We start from the raw sequence: 14,733 nt of genomic DNA, 5'->3' as shown, positions 1-14,733 counted from the left end.
TGATCCGGTTGCGCGAAAAGCGCCGGCTGGGGCTGCGGAGGGAGCCGGCAGACTGCCGGGCTCCGCCGCGCGCCCGTTTTAACATGAATCGTCCCATGCGGCGGCCGCATCAGGACAGGGCTGGCGTCAACCCGCCGGCTGGCTGGAGGCTCCGGCGGCCGGGCGCAGGCCCAGCAGATGGCACACCGCATAGACCAGGTCGGCCCGGTTCATGGTGTAGAAGTGGATGTCCTCCACGCCGCGATCAATCAGCTCCGCCGCCTGCTCGCTCACCACGGCGGAGGCGATCAGCCGCCGGGTTTCCGGGTCATTGTCCAGCCCCTCGAAGCGCTGCGCCAGCCAGCCCGGCACACTGGCGCCGGTGCGGGCGGCGAAGCTGGCCGCCTGGGTGAAATTCTGCACGGGAAGCAGCCCCGGCACGATCGGAATGTCCACGCCGCGCGCCTGCGCCCGGTCGATGAAGCGGAAGTAGACGTCGTTATCGAAAAAGAACTGGGTGATGGCCCGGGTGGCGCCGGCGTCGATCTTGCGTTTCAGCATGTCGATGTCGGCGTCGAGATCGGGGCTTTCCGGGTGCTTTTCCGGGTAAGCGGACACCGACACCTCGAAATCGCCAATGGCGCGAATGCCGGCCACCAGGTCGGCTGATGACTGATAACCCTGTGGGTGGGCGTGGAAGGCGTGGCCGGGGCCCTCGATGGCGTCGCCACGCAACGCCACGATGTGGCGCACGCCAGCGGCGTGGTAACCACGGATCACCTCATCCACCTCATCGCGCGAGGCTGCGACGCAGGTGAGATGCGCGGCGGGCGTCAGCGCCGTTTCATCGACAATGCGCTTCACCGTGGCGTGGGTGCGCTCGCGGGTGGAGCCGCCAGCGCCGTAGGTGACGGAGACGAAATGCGGCCGCATCGGCTCCAGCCGGCGGATGGCGCTCCACAGCTGCTCCTCCATGGCCGGCGTTTTCGGCGGAAAGAACTCGAATGAGGCGCGCGGCGCGCGCAGGTTGTCGCGGCTCGGACGCCCGCCCTGGCGCGCCGCCGCGCGCGTCCCGTCCCGTGTTCCCTGGGCAATCATCATGCAACCCCTGAATTCCGGTCGCCCGGCGACCAGTCTGTAATGACGCGCGGATCGCGGGCCAGCCACAGCACGACCGTCAGGCCGCCCTCCAGACCATCCGCTCCACCGCCAGGCAAACGCACGCCCGGTTGCGGCTCAAGCCCGGCGGCGGTGAACCAGGCCGCCATCTGCGCATCGTCAAACCCCAGGCGCCGGTGCTGGTGCCCGGTGCGGAGAAACTCGTGTTCGTGCGTGGCGAAATCGACCGCCAGCAGTCGCCCGCCCGGCGCCAGCGCCGAGGCGGCCTCGCGCAGGGCGCGGCCGGGATCGTCAAGAAAGTGCAGCACCTGGTGCACCACCACCAGGTCGAAGGCGCCGCGCTCCACGTCGAGGGCGTTGATGTCGCCCTGGCGCAATTCGGCGCGGGTAATGCCCGCCCGCTCCAGATTGGCGCGCGCCACCTGCAACATGGCCGGGCTGGCGTCGACGCCGACAAGGCGCTGCGCCTGCGGCGCCAGCAGCTGCAACATGCGCCCGGTGCCGGCGCCGAGATCAAGCAGGGCGCGCACCGGCGCCGGGCCAACCAGATCGCGGATCGCCTGCTCCACCGCCGCTTCCGGCGCGTGCAGCGAGCGCAGCTGGTCCCACTCCGGCGCGATGCGGGCGAACCAGGCGCTGGCGGCGCGGGCGCGTTCCTCACGCACCTGGGCCAGGCGCTCAAGATCACGGGCCAGCAGCGCGTCGTCCTGCGGCAGGGCGTCAACCAGCGCCCGCAGCGGCGCAGGCAGGCCGCCGCCGCCAGCCAGGCGGAAAAACGCCCAGGCCCCCTCGCGCCGCCGCTCCACCAGGCCAGCCTCGCACAACAGGCGAAGATGGCGGGAAATGCGCGGCTGCGACTGGCCGAGAATGTCGGTGAGGTCGGAAACGCTGAACTCGCCCCGCGCCAGCAGATACAGGATGCGCAGACGCGTTTCTTCCGCCGCCGCCTTCAGCGCGACGAGAATGGCGTCAAAAGAGACGTTGTCAGCGGCGGACACGCGCAACCCCATGGCAGGAAACCGGGGCGCGCGGCGGCGCCCCGGCGCTGAAACCAGCGTTGCGAGATAGATATAAACATATCTTTATATGGTCAAGCGGCGAATGTGTCTGGAAACCGCCGCCGGGCGCCTACCGGGTCGCCGCCGCCGTGCGCGAAATCGGCAGCTTGCTGTTGCGCCGCACGGCGATCAGCAGCACGCCGCCGAGGGCGATGGACGAGCCCAGCACCGTGCCGACCGTCAGCCGGTCGCCCGTCATCGCCATGCCGAGGGCGATTGTGAACAGCGGGCACATCAGGGTGAGCGGGGCGATCAGGCTGGCCTCGTATTTCTTGATGAGGCCGTAATAGGTGGTGTGGGCGCAGACCGAGACGACCAGGGCGGCGAACATCACGGCGAAGAACAGCATCCAGCCGCCATTGATCGCCCGTGGCAGCACCTGCTCCTCCAGCAGCAGCGTGCCGAGCGCCAGCGGCACGGCGCTCACCAGCCCCACCCACGCCTGGAATTGCAACGGCCGCACCTTCGACATCTGCCGCATCATGATGGCGCCGACAGAGGAGCATACGGCCGCCGCCGCCACGAAGGCCAGGCCTGTCGAGGCGCTGACGCCGCGCGGATCCCACATCACCAGCATGGTGCCGGTGAACGCCAGCAAAATGCCCAGCCTGCGCCGCCAGCCGATAACCTCGCCGAGCACGATCACGGACAGGATGGTGGTGATCGGCACGCCAAGCTGGCTGACGATGGCGGTGGCCGACGGCGTCGCTGTCTCCAGGCCGATGAACACCAGCGCGAAGCTGCCCGCCCCCATGCACAGGCCAACCACCATCACCCGCCACAGCGGCTTCGGCGCCGGAAACAGCCATGGCGCGCACACCAGCGCCACCACCGTGAAGCGCGCCGCCGCATAGAACAGCGGCGGCGCGTTCAGCTCCGAGATCACCACCTTGCTGAGCACGGTGCTGAACGCCCACGCCAGACAGATCAGCACGAGAAGGACAAAATCACGGATGTTCATGGAAAGGACCTGGCGGCGATCGCCACATGACAACGACTTCCGCGGACTTCCGCGCGCGCGGCGTCGTCACATCTTGTTGAGAGAAAACGGCAGGCAGGCTCTATCCCCAGCGCCCGAAACCGGCAATGGGCCAATGGATATATCGCATGATTTTGCATGGCTGCGGGCCAATGATATGTGCGCTGCGCATCGCGGCGCGCTTTGGCATGCAGTTTGTACAGACAGGCGCCCAATTGCCGACCCAAATCCGGGTCAGGTTGCGATGATGCGCTTTCCGCTTCTGGCCGGATCGCTTTTTTTCGGGATCGGTCGACGCCCTGGCCCTTGGCCTGGCGCCAACGCCGGAATGACAGGGACCCAGCAATGCATCTGGAAACGTCAGACGTCACGGGCGCAAGAGGACTGGCGGCTGCCGTCCCACCGGCGGAAATGCCCGGTGAAGCGCGCCTGCAGGCTGACGCGCCCCCGGCGACCCGGCGGGTTGAAACCATCGACATGTGGCGCGGCCTCGTGCTGGTGGTGATTTTCATCAACCACGTGCCTGGCAATCTGCTCGAACACCTGACCATGAAGAACTTCGGCTTCTCCGATTCCGCCGAAGCCTTCGTCTTCGTGTCGGGGCTTGCAGTCGCCCTCGCCTACTTCCCCAAGCTCAACGCCGGCGACTGGTTTGGCACGGCGCGGCGCTGCGTCAAGCGCGCCGTCAAGCTGTATGGCGTGCACCTGCTGCTCACGCTGGCGGCGCTGGTGATGTTCGGCCAGGCGTTCCTCGCCACCGGCATCACCGAACTGGCCACCAACCACGGCCGCGACATCAGCTTCATGGAGCCGGCGCGGGCGCTGGCCGGGCTGGTGCTGCTCAGCCATCAGATCGGCTATTTCAACATCCTGCCGCTGTACATCCTGCTGATGCTGGTGGCGATTCCACTGCTGATGCTGGCGTGGGTGCGCCCGGCGCTGGCGCTGGCGATTTCGATCGCGATTTACGCCTGGTCGCGCCTGACCGATTTTGGCCTGCCGACCTGGCCGGTCGAGGGGCGCTGGTTTTTCGATCCGCTGGGCTGGCAGTTGCTGTTCACCATTGGCATTGTTTGCGGCGTGGTCTGGCGCGGCCGCAAGCTGCCGTTCTCGCCCACCCTGTTTGGCCTCTCGGTCGCGTGGCTGCTGGCCAGCCTGGTCATCGTCACCAATGGCTTCGGCCAGTTCCCTGGCCTGTATGACGGGGCCCGCGCCTTTGTCGACCTCAGCAAGACCGATCTCGGCCTCGGCCGCATGTTCCACTTCCTGGCGCTGGCCTATGTGCTGTCCCAGATGCGCGTGGGCGAAGCCATCCTGCGCCTGCCTGGCGCCGACAAGCTCACCCTGATGGGGCGTCATGGCCTTGCGGTGTTTGCCGCCGGCTCCCTGGCCAGCGCGCTTGGACAGATTCTGCTTGCAGTCAGCCATGGTTCGCCCATTGTGGGCGTTGTCTATGTCGTTGCGGGCATTGTCGGGCTCGTGGCCTTTGCAAGTTGTCTCGAATGGTTCTCCACCGCACGCTCACAACGGGCCAGCGCCCGTCAGTCCCATGTTCCCGGCCGGGCCAGCCAGCGCAACGGCGCCGGGGTCTGATTCATGTCCTCTTCATCGGTTGCCTGATGGTTCCCGGCGGCCCGCCCCATGCGCGCGCCCGGGATCTGCCGGGCCAGGAGGCGCGCGCTCCCGAAGCGCGGGGCTCCGTGGTGAGCGCCATCGCCTCCGTGACGCCCGCCATGACGCCCCCTGTGATGATGGCTGCGGCGGGCGACGCCCTGATGGCGCCCCCGAAGCCGGCGGCCCTTGCCCCGTCCGCGCCTGGCGGCGACGCCCTCGCCCCGGGCGAGCCGGGGAAGCGGCGCGTCATTGAGCGAAAGATCCCGGAGATGTCCCACGGCGACGCCCCTTCGCGCCCCATGATCCGCCCCCGTCTGAGCGCGCCGGACTGCGTCTCGGCCCGCCCGCTGCTCGCCACTTCCGGCGCGTTGCGCCACACCGGCCAGCGGCTGGCCGAGGGCAAGCCGCTGCGCATTCTCGCCATAGGCTCCTCCACGACGGAAGGCGTCGGCGCCACGGCGCCGGACCGGACCTATCCGGTCCAGCTTGAAAAAGAGATCGAGCGGCTGCTGCCGCACGCCAGGGTGGACCTGCGTGTCTCTGGCGTCGGCGGTGAAACCGCCGTGCAGACCCTGGCGCGGCTGGAGCGGGAGCTGGCGGCGCACAATCCGGACCTGGTGATCTGGCAGGTGGGCACCAACGACGCCCTCTCGGACGTGGGCGAAGAGACGTTCAAAACCCTGCTGGAGAAGGGCATCGCCTCGGTAGACGCCACCCAGGCCGACCTGATTTTGATGAACCAGCAGTTCTTCCCGTCCATCCGCCACAAGGCCCGTTACGAGCGCTTTGTCCGCATGGTCCAGGACGCAGGCCTGAAAAAGCGCGCCTGCGTCTTCAACCGCTATGCCCTGATGCAGCAATGGGGCGAGGATTCCGCCGACACCCTGCGCGCCATGCTGGCGTCGGACGAGTTCCACATGAGCGACCGCGGCTACGCCTGCATGGCCAGGGTGCTGGCCGACGAAATCGTCCGCGCCGCCTGGCAGGACCACGTCGACACCAGCGCCATGTAACGGGCCCGTCGCAGGCTCCCGGCGGTCGGGGCGATCAGTCAGGCCCTGTCAGCCATGGCGCGCCCGGCGCTTTGCCTTCACCTTCGCGCCAAACGGCCTCAGCCCCATGGCGGTGCTCGCGCGCCCCTTCCTGAGCCAGTCCAGGCAACCCATATGCCCGTTGTCGCTTCTGACGGGCGCGACGCCGGCGCGAAGCCTGCGGATCATCACGGCTCATGATGGCGCGCCATGGCCGCCGCAGTGGGCGTCGATCCGCAGGCCATGCGACCTCATTCAGGCTCGCGCACCAGTTCTCCCTGCCCGACGGTGAAGGCCCGCAGGCGCAATTTGCTGCGATGGTCGCCGGCGCCGCTCCGGCCATCCGGCATGTGGCCACGGAAATAGGTTTTCTGCCAGCCGACCCGGACCGCATCCGGGTCCCGCTGCTTCAGCCCATTGTTGAAAGCGTCCCGTTCGGTCGACCAGCGCCGGTAGGCGCTGTTGAGATCGCCATCATCCTGGATCGCCTCGAACGACGGACGCACCGCCTCCAGGGCGCCCCGCGCCACGGGAAAGAAATGGCACACCGGCTCGCCCGCCTCGAAAACCACCGGATGGCCAGGCCGGGTGAACAGCCAGTTCATGGTGAAGGTATAGGGCGCCCAGTCGGCCTCGATCACCCCGGTCAGCGCCGCGATGCCGTCCTTCGGCCGGTTCAGCGGCCCGGTGACGAAGATGTCGTACCCCGGCTCGGTGCGGAACAGCACCGGGATGTGAAACGTCAGCACGCCGCTGCCGAAATGACTGATCGCCATGCGCTCGCCATCGCCATGCACCTGGATGGCGTCCGTTCCGGCGCCGCCATTCCACACGGCGACGAACCGGCGCCGGCACAGCACTTCCCAGCCATGGCAGTTGGCGATGTTGAGCGGCAGGCAGCGATAGGCAAAGCGCTGTGGCGTGGCGTCCATCCACGCCCGCTCCAGCGGCGCCGGCCGGATGCTGACTGTTTGCCCCTCCAGAACATAACCGGTCAACTTCATCCCATCCCCCACGCAATATTCAATCGCGATTCAGATTATCATTACTTAAATATACATGAATTTCCATATTTAATACATAAATATACGGCCGACCCCATCCGGCGCTTCACGCTATGCGCCCGCCTTGATCGTCATCGCCCGCCGGGCCACTCTTCCAGCGCTTCTGCTCCGGCGCGCCATGGCGCGACTGCGGGCGGCGGCTGCGCCTTGCCGAACGGTCGGCCACGCCGACGCCGGCTGGCGCACGGGAAAACAAATCACCAACGCAAACGCATCAGGCGAGGAGCGTCATGTCAGGGAATTCAGCAGGTCCGGTTCGCGTTGCGGTCGCCCAGGCGGCGTCCCTGCCCAACGACACTGTCGGCGCCGCCCGCAAGGCCGCCACATTGATTCGCGAGGCCGCCGGCAAGGAGGTGCGGCTCGTGGTTTTCCCTGAAGCGTTTCTCGGCGGCTACCCCAAGGGCAACACCTTCGGGGCGCCGGTTGGCATGCGCACGCCGGAGGGGCGCGAATCTTACCGCAAATACTATGAGGCGGCGATTGATCTGGACGGCGACGAAGTGGCGATCATCGCCGAGGCGACGGCGGCGACCGGCATGTTCGTGGTCATCGGCTGCATCGAGCGCGATCTGGGCACCCTGTATTGCACGGCGCTGTTTTTCGACGGCGCGCGCGGTCTTATTGGCAAGCATCGCAAGCTGATGCCCACCGCCGCCGAACGATTGATCTGGGGTTTTGGCGACGGCTCGACCATGCCGGTGTTCGAGACGCCCATTGGCCGCGTCGGCGCGGTGATCTGCTGGGAAAACTACATGCCCGCCCTGCGCATGCACATGTACAGCCAGGGCGTCAGCATCTATTGCGCGCCGACGGCGGACGACCGGGAAACCTGGCTGCCCTCCATGCGCCACATCGCCCGTGAGGGCCGCTGTTTCGTCCTTTCGTCCTGCCAGTACATCCGCCGTGACGCCTGGCCCGAGGATTATCCCTGCGCCCTCGGCGACGCGCCCGAAACCGTGCTGCTGCGCGGCGGCAGTTGCATCGTCGATCCGCTTGGCGAGGTGCTGGCCGGCCCGGTTTTCGACAGCGAGACCCTGCTGTACGCCGATATTGACCCGGCCATGATCGCCAGGGGCAAGTATGATTTCGACGCCACCGGCCATTACGCCCGGCCGGATATTTTCCAGCTGATCGTCGATGACCGGCCCAAGCAGGCCGTCTGCCGCCTGTCGCAGCGGGCGGAGGACTGAGGTCACCCCTAGCCGCCCGACGAAAGGTCGGCGGGCCACAGCTGCCCAAAGTCCCAGGAGAAAAATGCCCCCTTTGTTACGGCTGGCGGGGCGCGCATGCCTCAACGTCTTCGCGCCCTGGGCGTAGGGGGCCTCCCCTCTCCGGACTAAATGCCCGCCTCCGTCGCCAGCATGGCGCGGAGGCGGGCAAAAACCTCGGGAGACTGGCGCAATTGCCCGTCGCCGATCCGCGTTGCCGGCGCCAGCAGGCGCAGGCTGTTGCTGACGAACACCGCGTCGGCGCGGCGCAGGTCCTCCAGCGTGAGCGCCTGCGCCGCGGCGGCGAGGCCGGCCTGCGGCGCCAGCCGCAGCAGGGCGGCGCGGGCAAGGCCGGGCAGCGCCCCGGCCTCCACCGGCGGCGTCAGCAGCCGCCTGCCGTCCAGCGCGAAAATATTGCCCACGCCGCAGCAGGCCACGTCGCCGCAGGTATTGAGAAACAGCGGCTCGTCGCAGCCGGCGGCCCGCGCCCGGCCGGTTTCCAGAACATTGTCCAGATAGGCCAGACTCTTGATCCGCGACGTTACCGAGGTTTCGTTGCGGCGCACCGGCGACAGCCACAGGCTCAGCGGCTGGAACGCCGGCAACGTCGCCATCGTCACCCGCGAGGCGATCACGGTCGGCGCGGCAAGAGCCGGCGGCGCGACGCCGCGCGGCCCCGCCCCGCGCGTCACCGTCACCCGGATGGAACCCGCCGCCAGGCCGGCGGCGGCCAACGCCATGGCCTGATCGATGCGCTGCCCCAGCCCGCATTGCGCCACATCCAGCCCGATGGCGTCGCAGGCCGCGCACAGGCGCCGCAAATGCTCCTCGCGCCAGACCGGCGCGCCAGCGATCACCAGCGCGGTGTCGAATACGCCATCGCCAAGCAGCAGGCCCCGGTCGGTCAGGTCGAACCCGGCGCGGGTTCCGTCAACGGGTTCGCCGTTCAGCCAGATCATGGCGCCTCCACGCGGCGGCGATGCGGATGAAATTCGCCAGCAGCGCATGACCATGCGCCGTCAGCACGGATTCGGGATGAAACTGCACGCCGAAGGTTGGATGTCGCAGATGCGACAGGGCCATGATTTCCCCCTGCGGGCTGCGCGCGTCAATGCGCAGGTGCGCGGCCATCTCAGGGCGCGCCTCCACCACCAGCGAATGATAACGCCCCACGGTCAGCGGCGCCGGCAACCCGGCGAAAAGTCCCCCGCCGTCGTGCCGGATGGCGGTCGCCCGCCCGTGCAGCGGCTCATGCGCCGCCGCGACCACGCCGCCAAACGCCGCGCCGATGCACTGGTGGCCGAGGCAGACGCCGAGAAGCGGCGCGCGCCCCGACAGTTCGCGGGCCACCGCCAGCGAAACGCCCGCCTCGTCCGGCGTGCACGGCCCCGGCGACAGGATGATCCCGGTAATGGCCCCGGCCGCGCCCATGGCGGCGATCTCGTCCGTCGTCACCGCGTCGTTTCGCACGATCCGCGTTGACGCGCCCAGTTCCTCGCAATAGCGGGCGATGTTGAACACGAAGGAATCATAATTGTCGATGATCAGGAGCACGGCTCGCCCCCCGCGCGGGCGAAGGCGGAGAACAGCCGCGCCGCCTTGGCCTCCGTCTCATCGTACTCCTGCTGCGGATCGGACAGCAGGGTGATGCCCCCGCCCGCCTGAAACACCGCCTCGCCGCCATGAAACGCCACGGTGCGGATCGCGATGTTCAGGTCCATGCCGCCATCGAAGCCGATGTAGCCGATGGCCCCGCAATACACGCCGCGCGCCGCGCCCTCGATCTGCGTGATGATGTCCATGGCGCGTATCTTGGGGGCGCCGGTGATCGAGCCGCCAGGAAAGGTCGCGCCAATCAGATCAACAGCGTCGTGGCCCGGGGCCAGCCGTCCGCGCACCACCGAAACCAGATGGTGGACATTGGCGTAGCTCTCCAGGGCGCAGAGCGCCGGAACCTGGACGCTGTGCGGCGCGCACACCCGCGAGAGATCGTTGCGCAGCAGGTCAACGATCATCACGTTCTCGGCCCGGTCCTTTTCCGAAGCCAAAAGGGCGCGGGCGGCGGCGGCGTCCGCGGCCGGGTCGCGGCTGCGCCGGGCGGTGCCCTTGATCGGCCGGGCTTCCACCAGGCCGTCGCGCAAGGCCAGAAACCGCTCGGGCGAGCTGGAGGCGATGGCCAGGTCGCCGAAGTCGACGAACGCCGCGAAAGGCGCCGGATTTTCGCGCCGCAGGGCGCGGTAGAAGGCGAAGGCGTCAAACCCTGGCGGTAGGCTGGCGCTGAATCGGCGGGCAATATTGGCCTGGAAAATGTCGCCTGCGCGGATATAGGCCTGGACGCGCCGCACAGCCGCGCTCCACGCGTCGCGGTCGTGGCTGGCGTGAAACGCGGACAGGCGCGGGCCCTGGCGGGCGTCACGCGCCGCGTCAGGAGCGGATTCTGGCGACGCCGCGCCCGTCGCGAGGGCGCGCATGAGCAGGGCGCGCATGTTTTCGCCGCGCTCCCGCGCCCGTCTCAGGCGGGCCGGGCCATCCTCGGGCAAACCGGAGGAATAAATCGTCGCCCGACCTGTCGCGTGGTCCAGCGCCACAACCACATCATAAAAACCCAGCGCCATGTCATCGACGCCGGATGGGAGCGCGGGCGCGGCCAGCCGTTCGAGCGCCCGGCCGAAATCATAGGCGATGTAACCGGCGCAACCGCCCCGGAATGGGGTCGGGTCAGCAGGATCCGGCGGCAGGCGATGCTGGTCAAGCAGCCGGCGCAGCGCCGCAAGCGGCGCATCGGCAGCTGGCGTATCGGCAAGCGGCGCGCCGCTCCAGAACGCCCGGCCCGCCCGCACCCGGAATATCCCGAAGGGCTCCGCCGCCAGAAACGACCAGCGCGCCCGCGCGAATGCCGCCTCCGCACTATCCGGCGTCGACGTGTCCGGCGTTACGGTGTCGAGCAGGACAAGCCCCGTCTCGCCGCGCGCGGCCAGCTGGCCCGCCGCCGCGATCAGATCTGGAACGATGGACCGGTCGGGGTGCAGGTCGCAGCGCCACACGCGTTCATGATCCTGAGCATTATCCCGCGAAGCAATCGCCGCTTTACGCGATGCCATGCGCCAAATCAAATGGCGAAGGAGGCTCCCGCGCTGTCTGGCCCCGCCGCCCGCGCGACGCGGCCCAGTTCGCAGCACCGTGCGCGGCGCCAGGCGCGCCGCAGGTCAAGGCCGGCCCACCGGGCGCCAGGCGCGCGTCACGTCACGCCGCCGCCTTCAGCCGGAACGGTTCAGCCCGGCGCATGGAGCGGCGCGTTCAATGGCTGCGCCGGCGCCACGGGTATGCGCGTTACACGAACAGGGCGATGGTCTGCCGGGCGATCGCCAGCAGTTTGCCGGAGGGCGACCAGATCGCGGTTTCCTGGGTGGAGTAGCCTTCGCCGATATCCTCGGCGAACATGCGCAGCAGCCGCCACTCATGGACGTCCTGATGCGCCTCGGGCGTAAAATCAACCATCCACGTCATGGTGCTGATCGGCCCGAACTCCCTCAGCAGCGCCATCGCCGTGGGCGGCGGCGCGTCGGCCAGCGCCAGCAGGGCCGCGGCGGAGGAGCCAGCGGCCTCATCGCGATGCCGCAGCCAGATCAGATATTCCGGCTCGGCCGAGCCGGACATGGGCATGACGCCGCCAGCGGTGCGAAATTCGAAATGCCGGGCGAACGCCGGCCCCTGACGTCCGCCAAAGAAGTCCGGCGAATCCTCCACCGCGGCGGCGCGGGGGAAAGGCTTGCCGTGGTATTTCAGCCGCGACTCGCGCGCCGCGCCATAGGTCAGCACGGCGCGGGTGGCGACGCCCTGCTCGCTGACCAGATCGACGCCGACGCAGGCCGCGGATTTGCCCCGGCGCAGCAGCGCCGGCCGGACGTTCAGGGCGCCGCTGGCCGGGCCAATGAAACTGAACTGGGCTGAACGCAGCGGCGGCAGCTCCGGATCCATCAACGCCGCGGCCTGGGCGCACAGGGCGGCCGACATGCCGCCATAGGTCGTGCGCCCCTGCAGCCAGTCCTCGCTCACAAAGACCGAGGACCCCTCGCTGGCGGGCGTCATCCCCGCCATCAACGTCGAAAAAGGCGTCATCCCTACAACCTGTCCTGGCGTGTTTTCCCGCGGAGAAGACCGGATCTGGCGGGGAAAAGCATGTGACTTCAAACTGATGGAGCAAGCTCCGGTCCACGTTGAACGGATTTGCTCCAGATATCGCTCCGGCGGCTCGCCCTTCCTGAAAGCGCAACCAGCCAGCGGAGCGGCCGGCGCGGAAGCTAGAGTGCAGATACATGATGCGTCAAGAATGCAGAACACCCGCGTCGCCTGCCCGAGCAGCGGCGAATCCCGGCGCCGGCGGCAAGCCCCTGCCGACCCGCGCCCAATACCCATGCGACAGCCCGCCGCAGGCATTGGCGCATGCGCCGCCGCAATTTGGCGATGGAAAAATGCCGGCGACAAGGATTGCCGACGCCACGCGGCGGTCCTAGGCTGCGTCACAGCAGCGCCCACGACGCGGGCGCGCCGGAGCCGGTTTCGTCACATGTCGGGGGCTCACGTCGCGACATGGGTCTGGAATCGCCTTACTCCAGCCTGGAGCATGATCCTGGCGCGACGCCGGTTCTGGTTTCGCCCATCCCTGCTTCAGGCGCTGCGCCGTGGCGACAGGCTTCACTCCTGCGCCAGTTCAGGACGAGGTGGAGCGGCAGTCTCATGGATTATGTTGCGTTTCTGCTCAAATCGCTTGTGAAAACGGGCTCATTGAAAGTCATTGGCCCCGACGGCGCCCAGACAACCTGGGGCGATGGCCAGGGCAAGCCAGTCGTCATCCGCGTCAGCGAGAAGCTGTCGCGTCCCGGCCTGTTGCTGAACGCCGATCTGCTGATCGGCGAGGCGTTCATGGATGGCGATCTGGAGATCGTCGAGGGCGACGTCTACGATCTGCTCGAACTGGCGGCCAGGAACCTGTGGGCCAGCGGCCGCACGCCGCCAACCGAGCTCCTCAACCAGACCTGGCGCCGGCTGATCCGTCGCGCCCAGCAGTTCAACCCCGTCGGCGCCTCGCGCCGTCAGGTGGCGCACCATTACGACCTCTCCGCCGCCCTGTTCGACAATTTCCTTGATCCGGACCGCCAGTATTCCTGCGCCTACTTCGCCAAACCCGACGACAGCATCGAGCTGGCCCAGGCGCAGAAGAAACGCCACCTCGCCGCCAAGCTGATGCTGGAGCCTGGCCAGAAGGTGCTGGACATTGGCTGCGGCTGGGGCGGCCTCGGGCTCTATCTCGCCCGCGCCGCCGATGTTTCGGTCAGCGGCATCACCCTTTCCGACGAGCAGTTGCTGGTGGCGCGCGAGCGGGCGGCCGGGAGCGGCCTCGCTGACCGCGTCGATTTCCGGCATTGCGATTACCGCAACGAGCGGGGACGCTACGACCGCATCATCTCGGTCGGCATGTTCGAGCACGTGGGCATCAACCACTACGACGCGTTTTTTCGCAAGGTCCGGGACCTGCTCACCGATGACGGCGTCGCCGTGGTGCACGCCATCGGCCGCTCGGACGGCCCGGGCGCCACCAACGCCTGGATCCAGAAGTACATTTTCCCGGGCGGCTACTCACCGGCGCTGTCAGAGGTGCTGCCGGCGCTGGAGCGCGCCGGCCTGATCGCCACGGACATCGAAATCCTGCGCCTGCACTATGCGGAGACGCTGAAGGCGTGGCGCGAACGCTTCAACGCCAACCGCGACGCCATCCGCGCCCTGTACGATGAAAAGTTCTGCCGGATGTGGGAATTCTATCTGGCCGGCTCGGAAGTCACCTTCCGCTACGGCGGCCACATGGTGTTCCAGATCCAGATGGCGAAGAAAGTGGACACGGTTCCCCTGACCCGCGACTACATGTTCGAGGCGGAACAGCGCCTGCCGCTGTTCCCCGAGGGCATCGCCACCCCCCAGCCAGCCCCACTGCCGCCGCGCCCGGCGCCTGCGATCGACGAACCCGTGGCGCCGCAGCCTGCAGGCCTGGCGAGCAACGATGACGCTGCGCCGATACCCCAGACGCATCCGGTGGCAGTTGACGCCGACCCCGCCACAATCCCGCCGGCGGCCAGCGAAGAAGCCGGGCCGGCGACGGCGTCCCGGCCACTGGACCGACCGCGGGAACTGGCGGGGCAGATTTCCGCAGCGGGCGGCTGAGACGCTGGCCGGATGGGCGCCGGGCAGGCGTCAGGCCGCATCCTTCGGGGTACGCGTGCTGCCCCGGCGGGGCGCCCTGCGCCCTTGGCCAGTGCTTGCCGTCACCGTCTCAACGGGCATGGCGGGGCCTGTCCCCGCCAACCACGAACACGGCGCCGGCAGCGACCGGCCTGGAACACATATGGCGAGGCCAGGCACGATCTGGATCGGCATATAACGCATGTTGGCGAATAATCATGCGGCATGAAGCTGTCCGGGCAGCAATGCGGCCCCGCCGGAACGCATCTCGCTGGGAACCCAAACGTATGTCAAACTACTCCGGATCATGCGAATATGTTTCATGGCCGATGCAAAACATAATAATTTCCATGAACACCTGAAAACAATCGCCATCAGCCGTCATTCCGACCCATGGACTTGATGACCGGAGATTTACGCCATATTATTCAGCATGGCGCCGGCCGG

General features: G+C 67.9%; 12 protein-coding genes. 4 read left to right on the top strand and 8 right to left on the bottom strand.

The features are described 5' to 3' along the window. Positions 1-126: 126 nt before the first annotated feature. The 3 genes from metF to EV666_RS01520 all read right to left on the bottom strand — a co-directional run bounded on the left by metF (position 127) and on the right by EV666_RS01520 (position 3,117). Positions 127-1,080 (bottom strand): methylenetetrahydrofolate reductase [NAD(P)H], encoded by a 954-nt coding sequence (gene metF, locus EV666_RS01530; RefSeq protein ID WP_245514140.1) that lies wholly within the window; start codon positions 1,078-1,080, stop codon positions 127-129. Continuing rightward, a complete protein-coding gene (locus tag EV666_RS01525; protein WP_245514139.1) occupies positions 1,077-2,096 on the bottom strand; it encodes an ArsR/SmtB family transcription factor in 1,020 nt (339 codons plus the stop codon). Before EV666_RS01525 ends, metF begins: the two co-directional genes overlap by 4 nt. Positions 2,097-2,226: 130 nt before the next feature. Further along, positions 2,227-3,117 carry a DMT family transporter gene (locus EV666_RS01520; protein ID WP_132001945.1) on the bottom strand — a complete coding sequence of 297 codons (891 nt, stop codon included), beginning with the start codon at positions 3,115-3,117 and terminating at the stop codon, positions 2,227-2,229. A 429-nt stretch (positions 3,118-3,546) separates the two neighbouring features. Here EV666_RS01520 and EV666_RS01515 point away from each other — a divergent pair, with 429 nt between their 5' ends. Both EV666_RS01515 and EV666_RS01510 read left to right on the top strand, forming a co-directional pair. Beyond that, positions 3,547-4,728 (top strand): OpgC family protein, encoded by a 1,182-nt coding sequence (locus tag EV666_RS01515; protein ID WP_165909864.1) that lies wholly within the window; start codon positions 3,547-3,549, stop codon positions 4,726-4,728. 26 nt (positions 4,729-4,754) lie between these two features. Beyond that, entirely contained in the window at positions 4,755-5,762 is a 1,008-nt protein-coding gene (locus tag EV666_RS01510) for an SGNH/GDSL hydrolase family protein (protein WP_132001939.1), read from the top strand. 269 nt (positions 5,763-6,031) lie between these two features. On the opposite strand, the gene EV666_RS01505 is transcribed toward EV666_RS01510, so the two are convergent. After that, a complete protein-coding gene (locus EV666_RS01505) occupies positions 6,032-6,784 on the bottom strand; it encodes a DUF6065 family protein (RefSeq protein WP_132001936.1) in 753 nt (250 codons plus the stop codon). A gap of 290 nt (positions 6,785-7,074) precedes the next feature. Between EV666_RS01505 and EV666_RS01500 the strand changes: the two genes are divergently transcribed. Continuing rightward, entirely contained in the window at positions 7,075-8,034 is a 960-nt protein-coding gene (locus EV666_RS01500) for a carbon-nitrogen hydrolase family protein (protein WP_132001933.1), read from the top strand. Between the two features lie 146 nt (positions 8,035-8,180). On the opposite strand, the gene EV666_RS01495 is transcribed toward EV666_RS01500, so the two are convergent. From EV666_RS01495 to EV666_RS01480, 4 genes are all read right to left on the bottom strand, one after another. Next, positions 8,181-9,011, bottom strand: a complete 831-nt coding sequence (locus EV666_RS01495) for an aminotransferase class IV (RefSeq protein ID WP_165909863.1) — start codon at positions 9,009-9,011, stop codon at positions 8,181-8,183. After that, positions 8,983-9,606: an anthranilate synthase component II gene (locus EV666_RS01490; RefSeq protein ID WP_132001927.1), complete on the bottom strand. Its 624-nt coding sequence runs from the start codon at positions 9,604-9,606 to the stop codon at positions 8,983-8,985. The genes EV666_RS01495 and EV666_RS01490 overlap by 29 nt, the downstream gene beginning before the upstream one ends. After that, complete coding sequence (pabB, locus tag EV666_RS01485) at positions 9,597-11,153, bottom strand: aminodeoxychorismate synthase component I (protein WP_132001924.1); 1,557 nt, start codon at positions 11,151-11,153, stop codon at positions 9,597-9,599. Before pabB ends, EV666_RS01490 begins: the two co-directional genes overlap by 10 nt. Before the next feature lie 229 nt (positions 11,154-11,382). Next, positions 11,383-12,171 carry a thioesterase family protein gene (locus EV666_RS01480; protein WP_132001921.1) on the bottom strand — a complete coding sequence of 263 codons (789 nt, stop codon included), beginning with the start codon at positions 12,169-12,171 and terminating at the stop codon, positions 11,383-11,385. A 618-nt stretch (positions 12,172-12,789) separates the two neighbouring features. Between EV666_RS01480 and EV666_RS01475 the strand changes: the two genes are divergently transcribed. Continuing rightward, positions 12,790-14,268, top strand: coding sequence for a cyclopropane fatty acid synthase (locus tag EV666_RS01475; protein WP_132001918.1), 1,479 nt, complete (start codon positions 12,790-12,792; stop codon positions 14,266-14,268). Positions 14,269-14,733: the final 465 nt, after the last annotated feature.

It is taken from the genome of Camelimonas lactis, from assembly GCF_004342915.1.
Lineage (GTDB): Bacteria > Pseudomonadota > Alphaproteobacteria > Rhizobiales > Beijerinckiaceae > Camelimonas > Camelimonas lactis.
This window is presented reverse-complemented; position numbering and strand designations above follow the sequence as displayed.

What these genes read in the sequence shown, in the direction of transcription:
- metF (WP_245514140.1), bottom strand. Translation starts at nt 1,080, where the DNA reads ATGATGATTGCCCAGGGAACACGGGACGGGACGCGCGCGGCGGCGCGC.
- EV666_RS01520 (WP_132001945.1), bottom strand. Translation starts at nt 3,117, where the DNA reads ATGAACATCCGTGATTTTGTCCTTCTCGTGCTGATCTGTCTGGCGTGG.
- EV666_RS01515 (WP_165909864.1), top strand. Translation starts at nt 3,547, where the DNA reads ATGCCCGGTGAAGCGCGCCTGCAGGCTGACGCGCCCCCGGCGACCCGG.
- EV666_RS01510 (WP_132001939.1), top strand. Translation starts at nt 4,755, where the DNA reads ATGGTTCCCGGCGGCCCGCCCCATGCGCGCGCCCGGGATCTGCCGGGC.
- EV666_RS01505 (WP_132001936.1), bottom strand. Translation starts at nt 6,784, where the DNA reads ATGAAGTTGACCGGTTATGTTCTGGAGGGGCAAACAGTCAGCATCCGG.
- EV666_RS01500 (WP_132001933.1), top strand. Translation starts at nt 7,075, where the DNA reads ATGTCAGGGAATTCAGCAGGTCCGGTTCGCGTTGCGGTCGCCCAGGCG.
- EV666_RS01495 (WP_165909863.1), bottom strand. Translation starts at nt 9,011, where the DNA reads ATGATCTGGCTGAACGGCGAACCCGTTGACGGAACCCGCGCCGGGTTC.
- pabB (WP_132001924.1), bottom strand. Translation starts at nt 11,153, where the DNA reads ATGGCATCGCGTAAAGCGGCGATTGCTTCGCGGGATAATGCTCAGGAT.
- EV666_RS01480 (WP_132001921.1), bottom strand. Translation starts at nt 12,171, where the DNA reads ATGACGCCTTTTTCGACGTTGATGGCGGGGATGACGCCCGCCAGCGAG.
- EV666_RS01475 (WP_132001918.1), top strand. Translation starts at nt 12,790, where the DNA reads ATGGATTATGTTGCGTTTCTGCTCAAATCGCTTGTGAAAACGGGCTCA.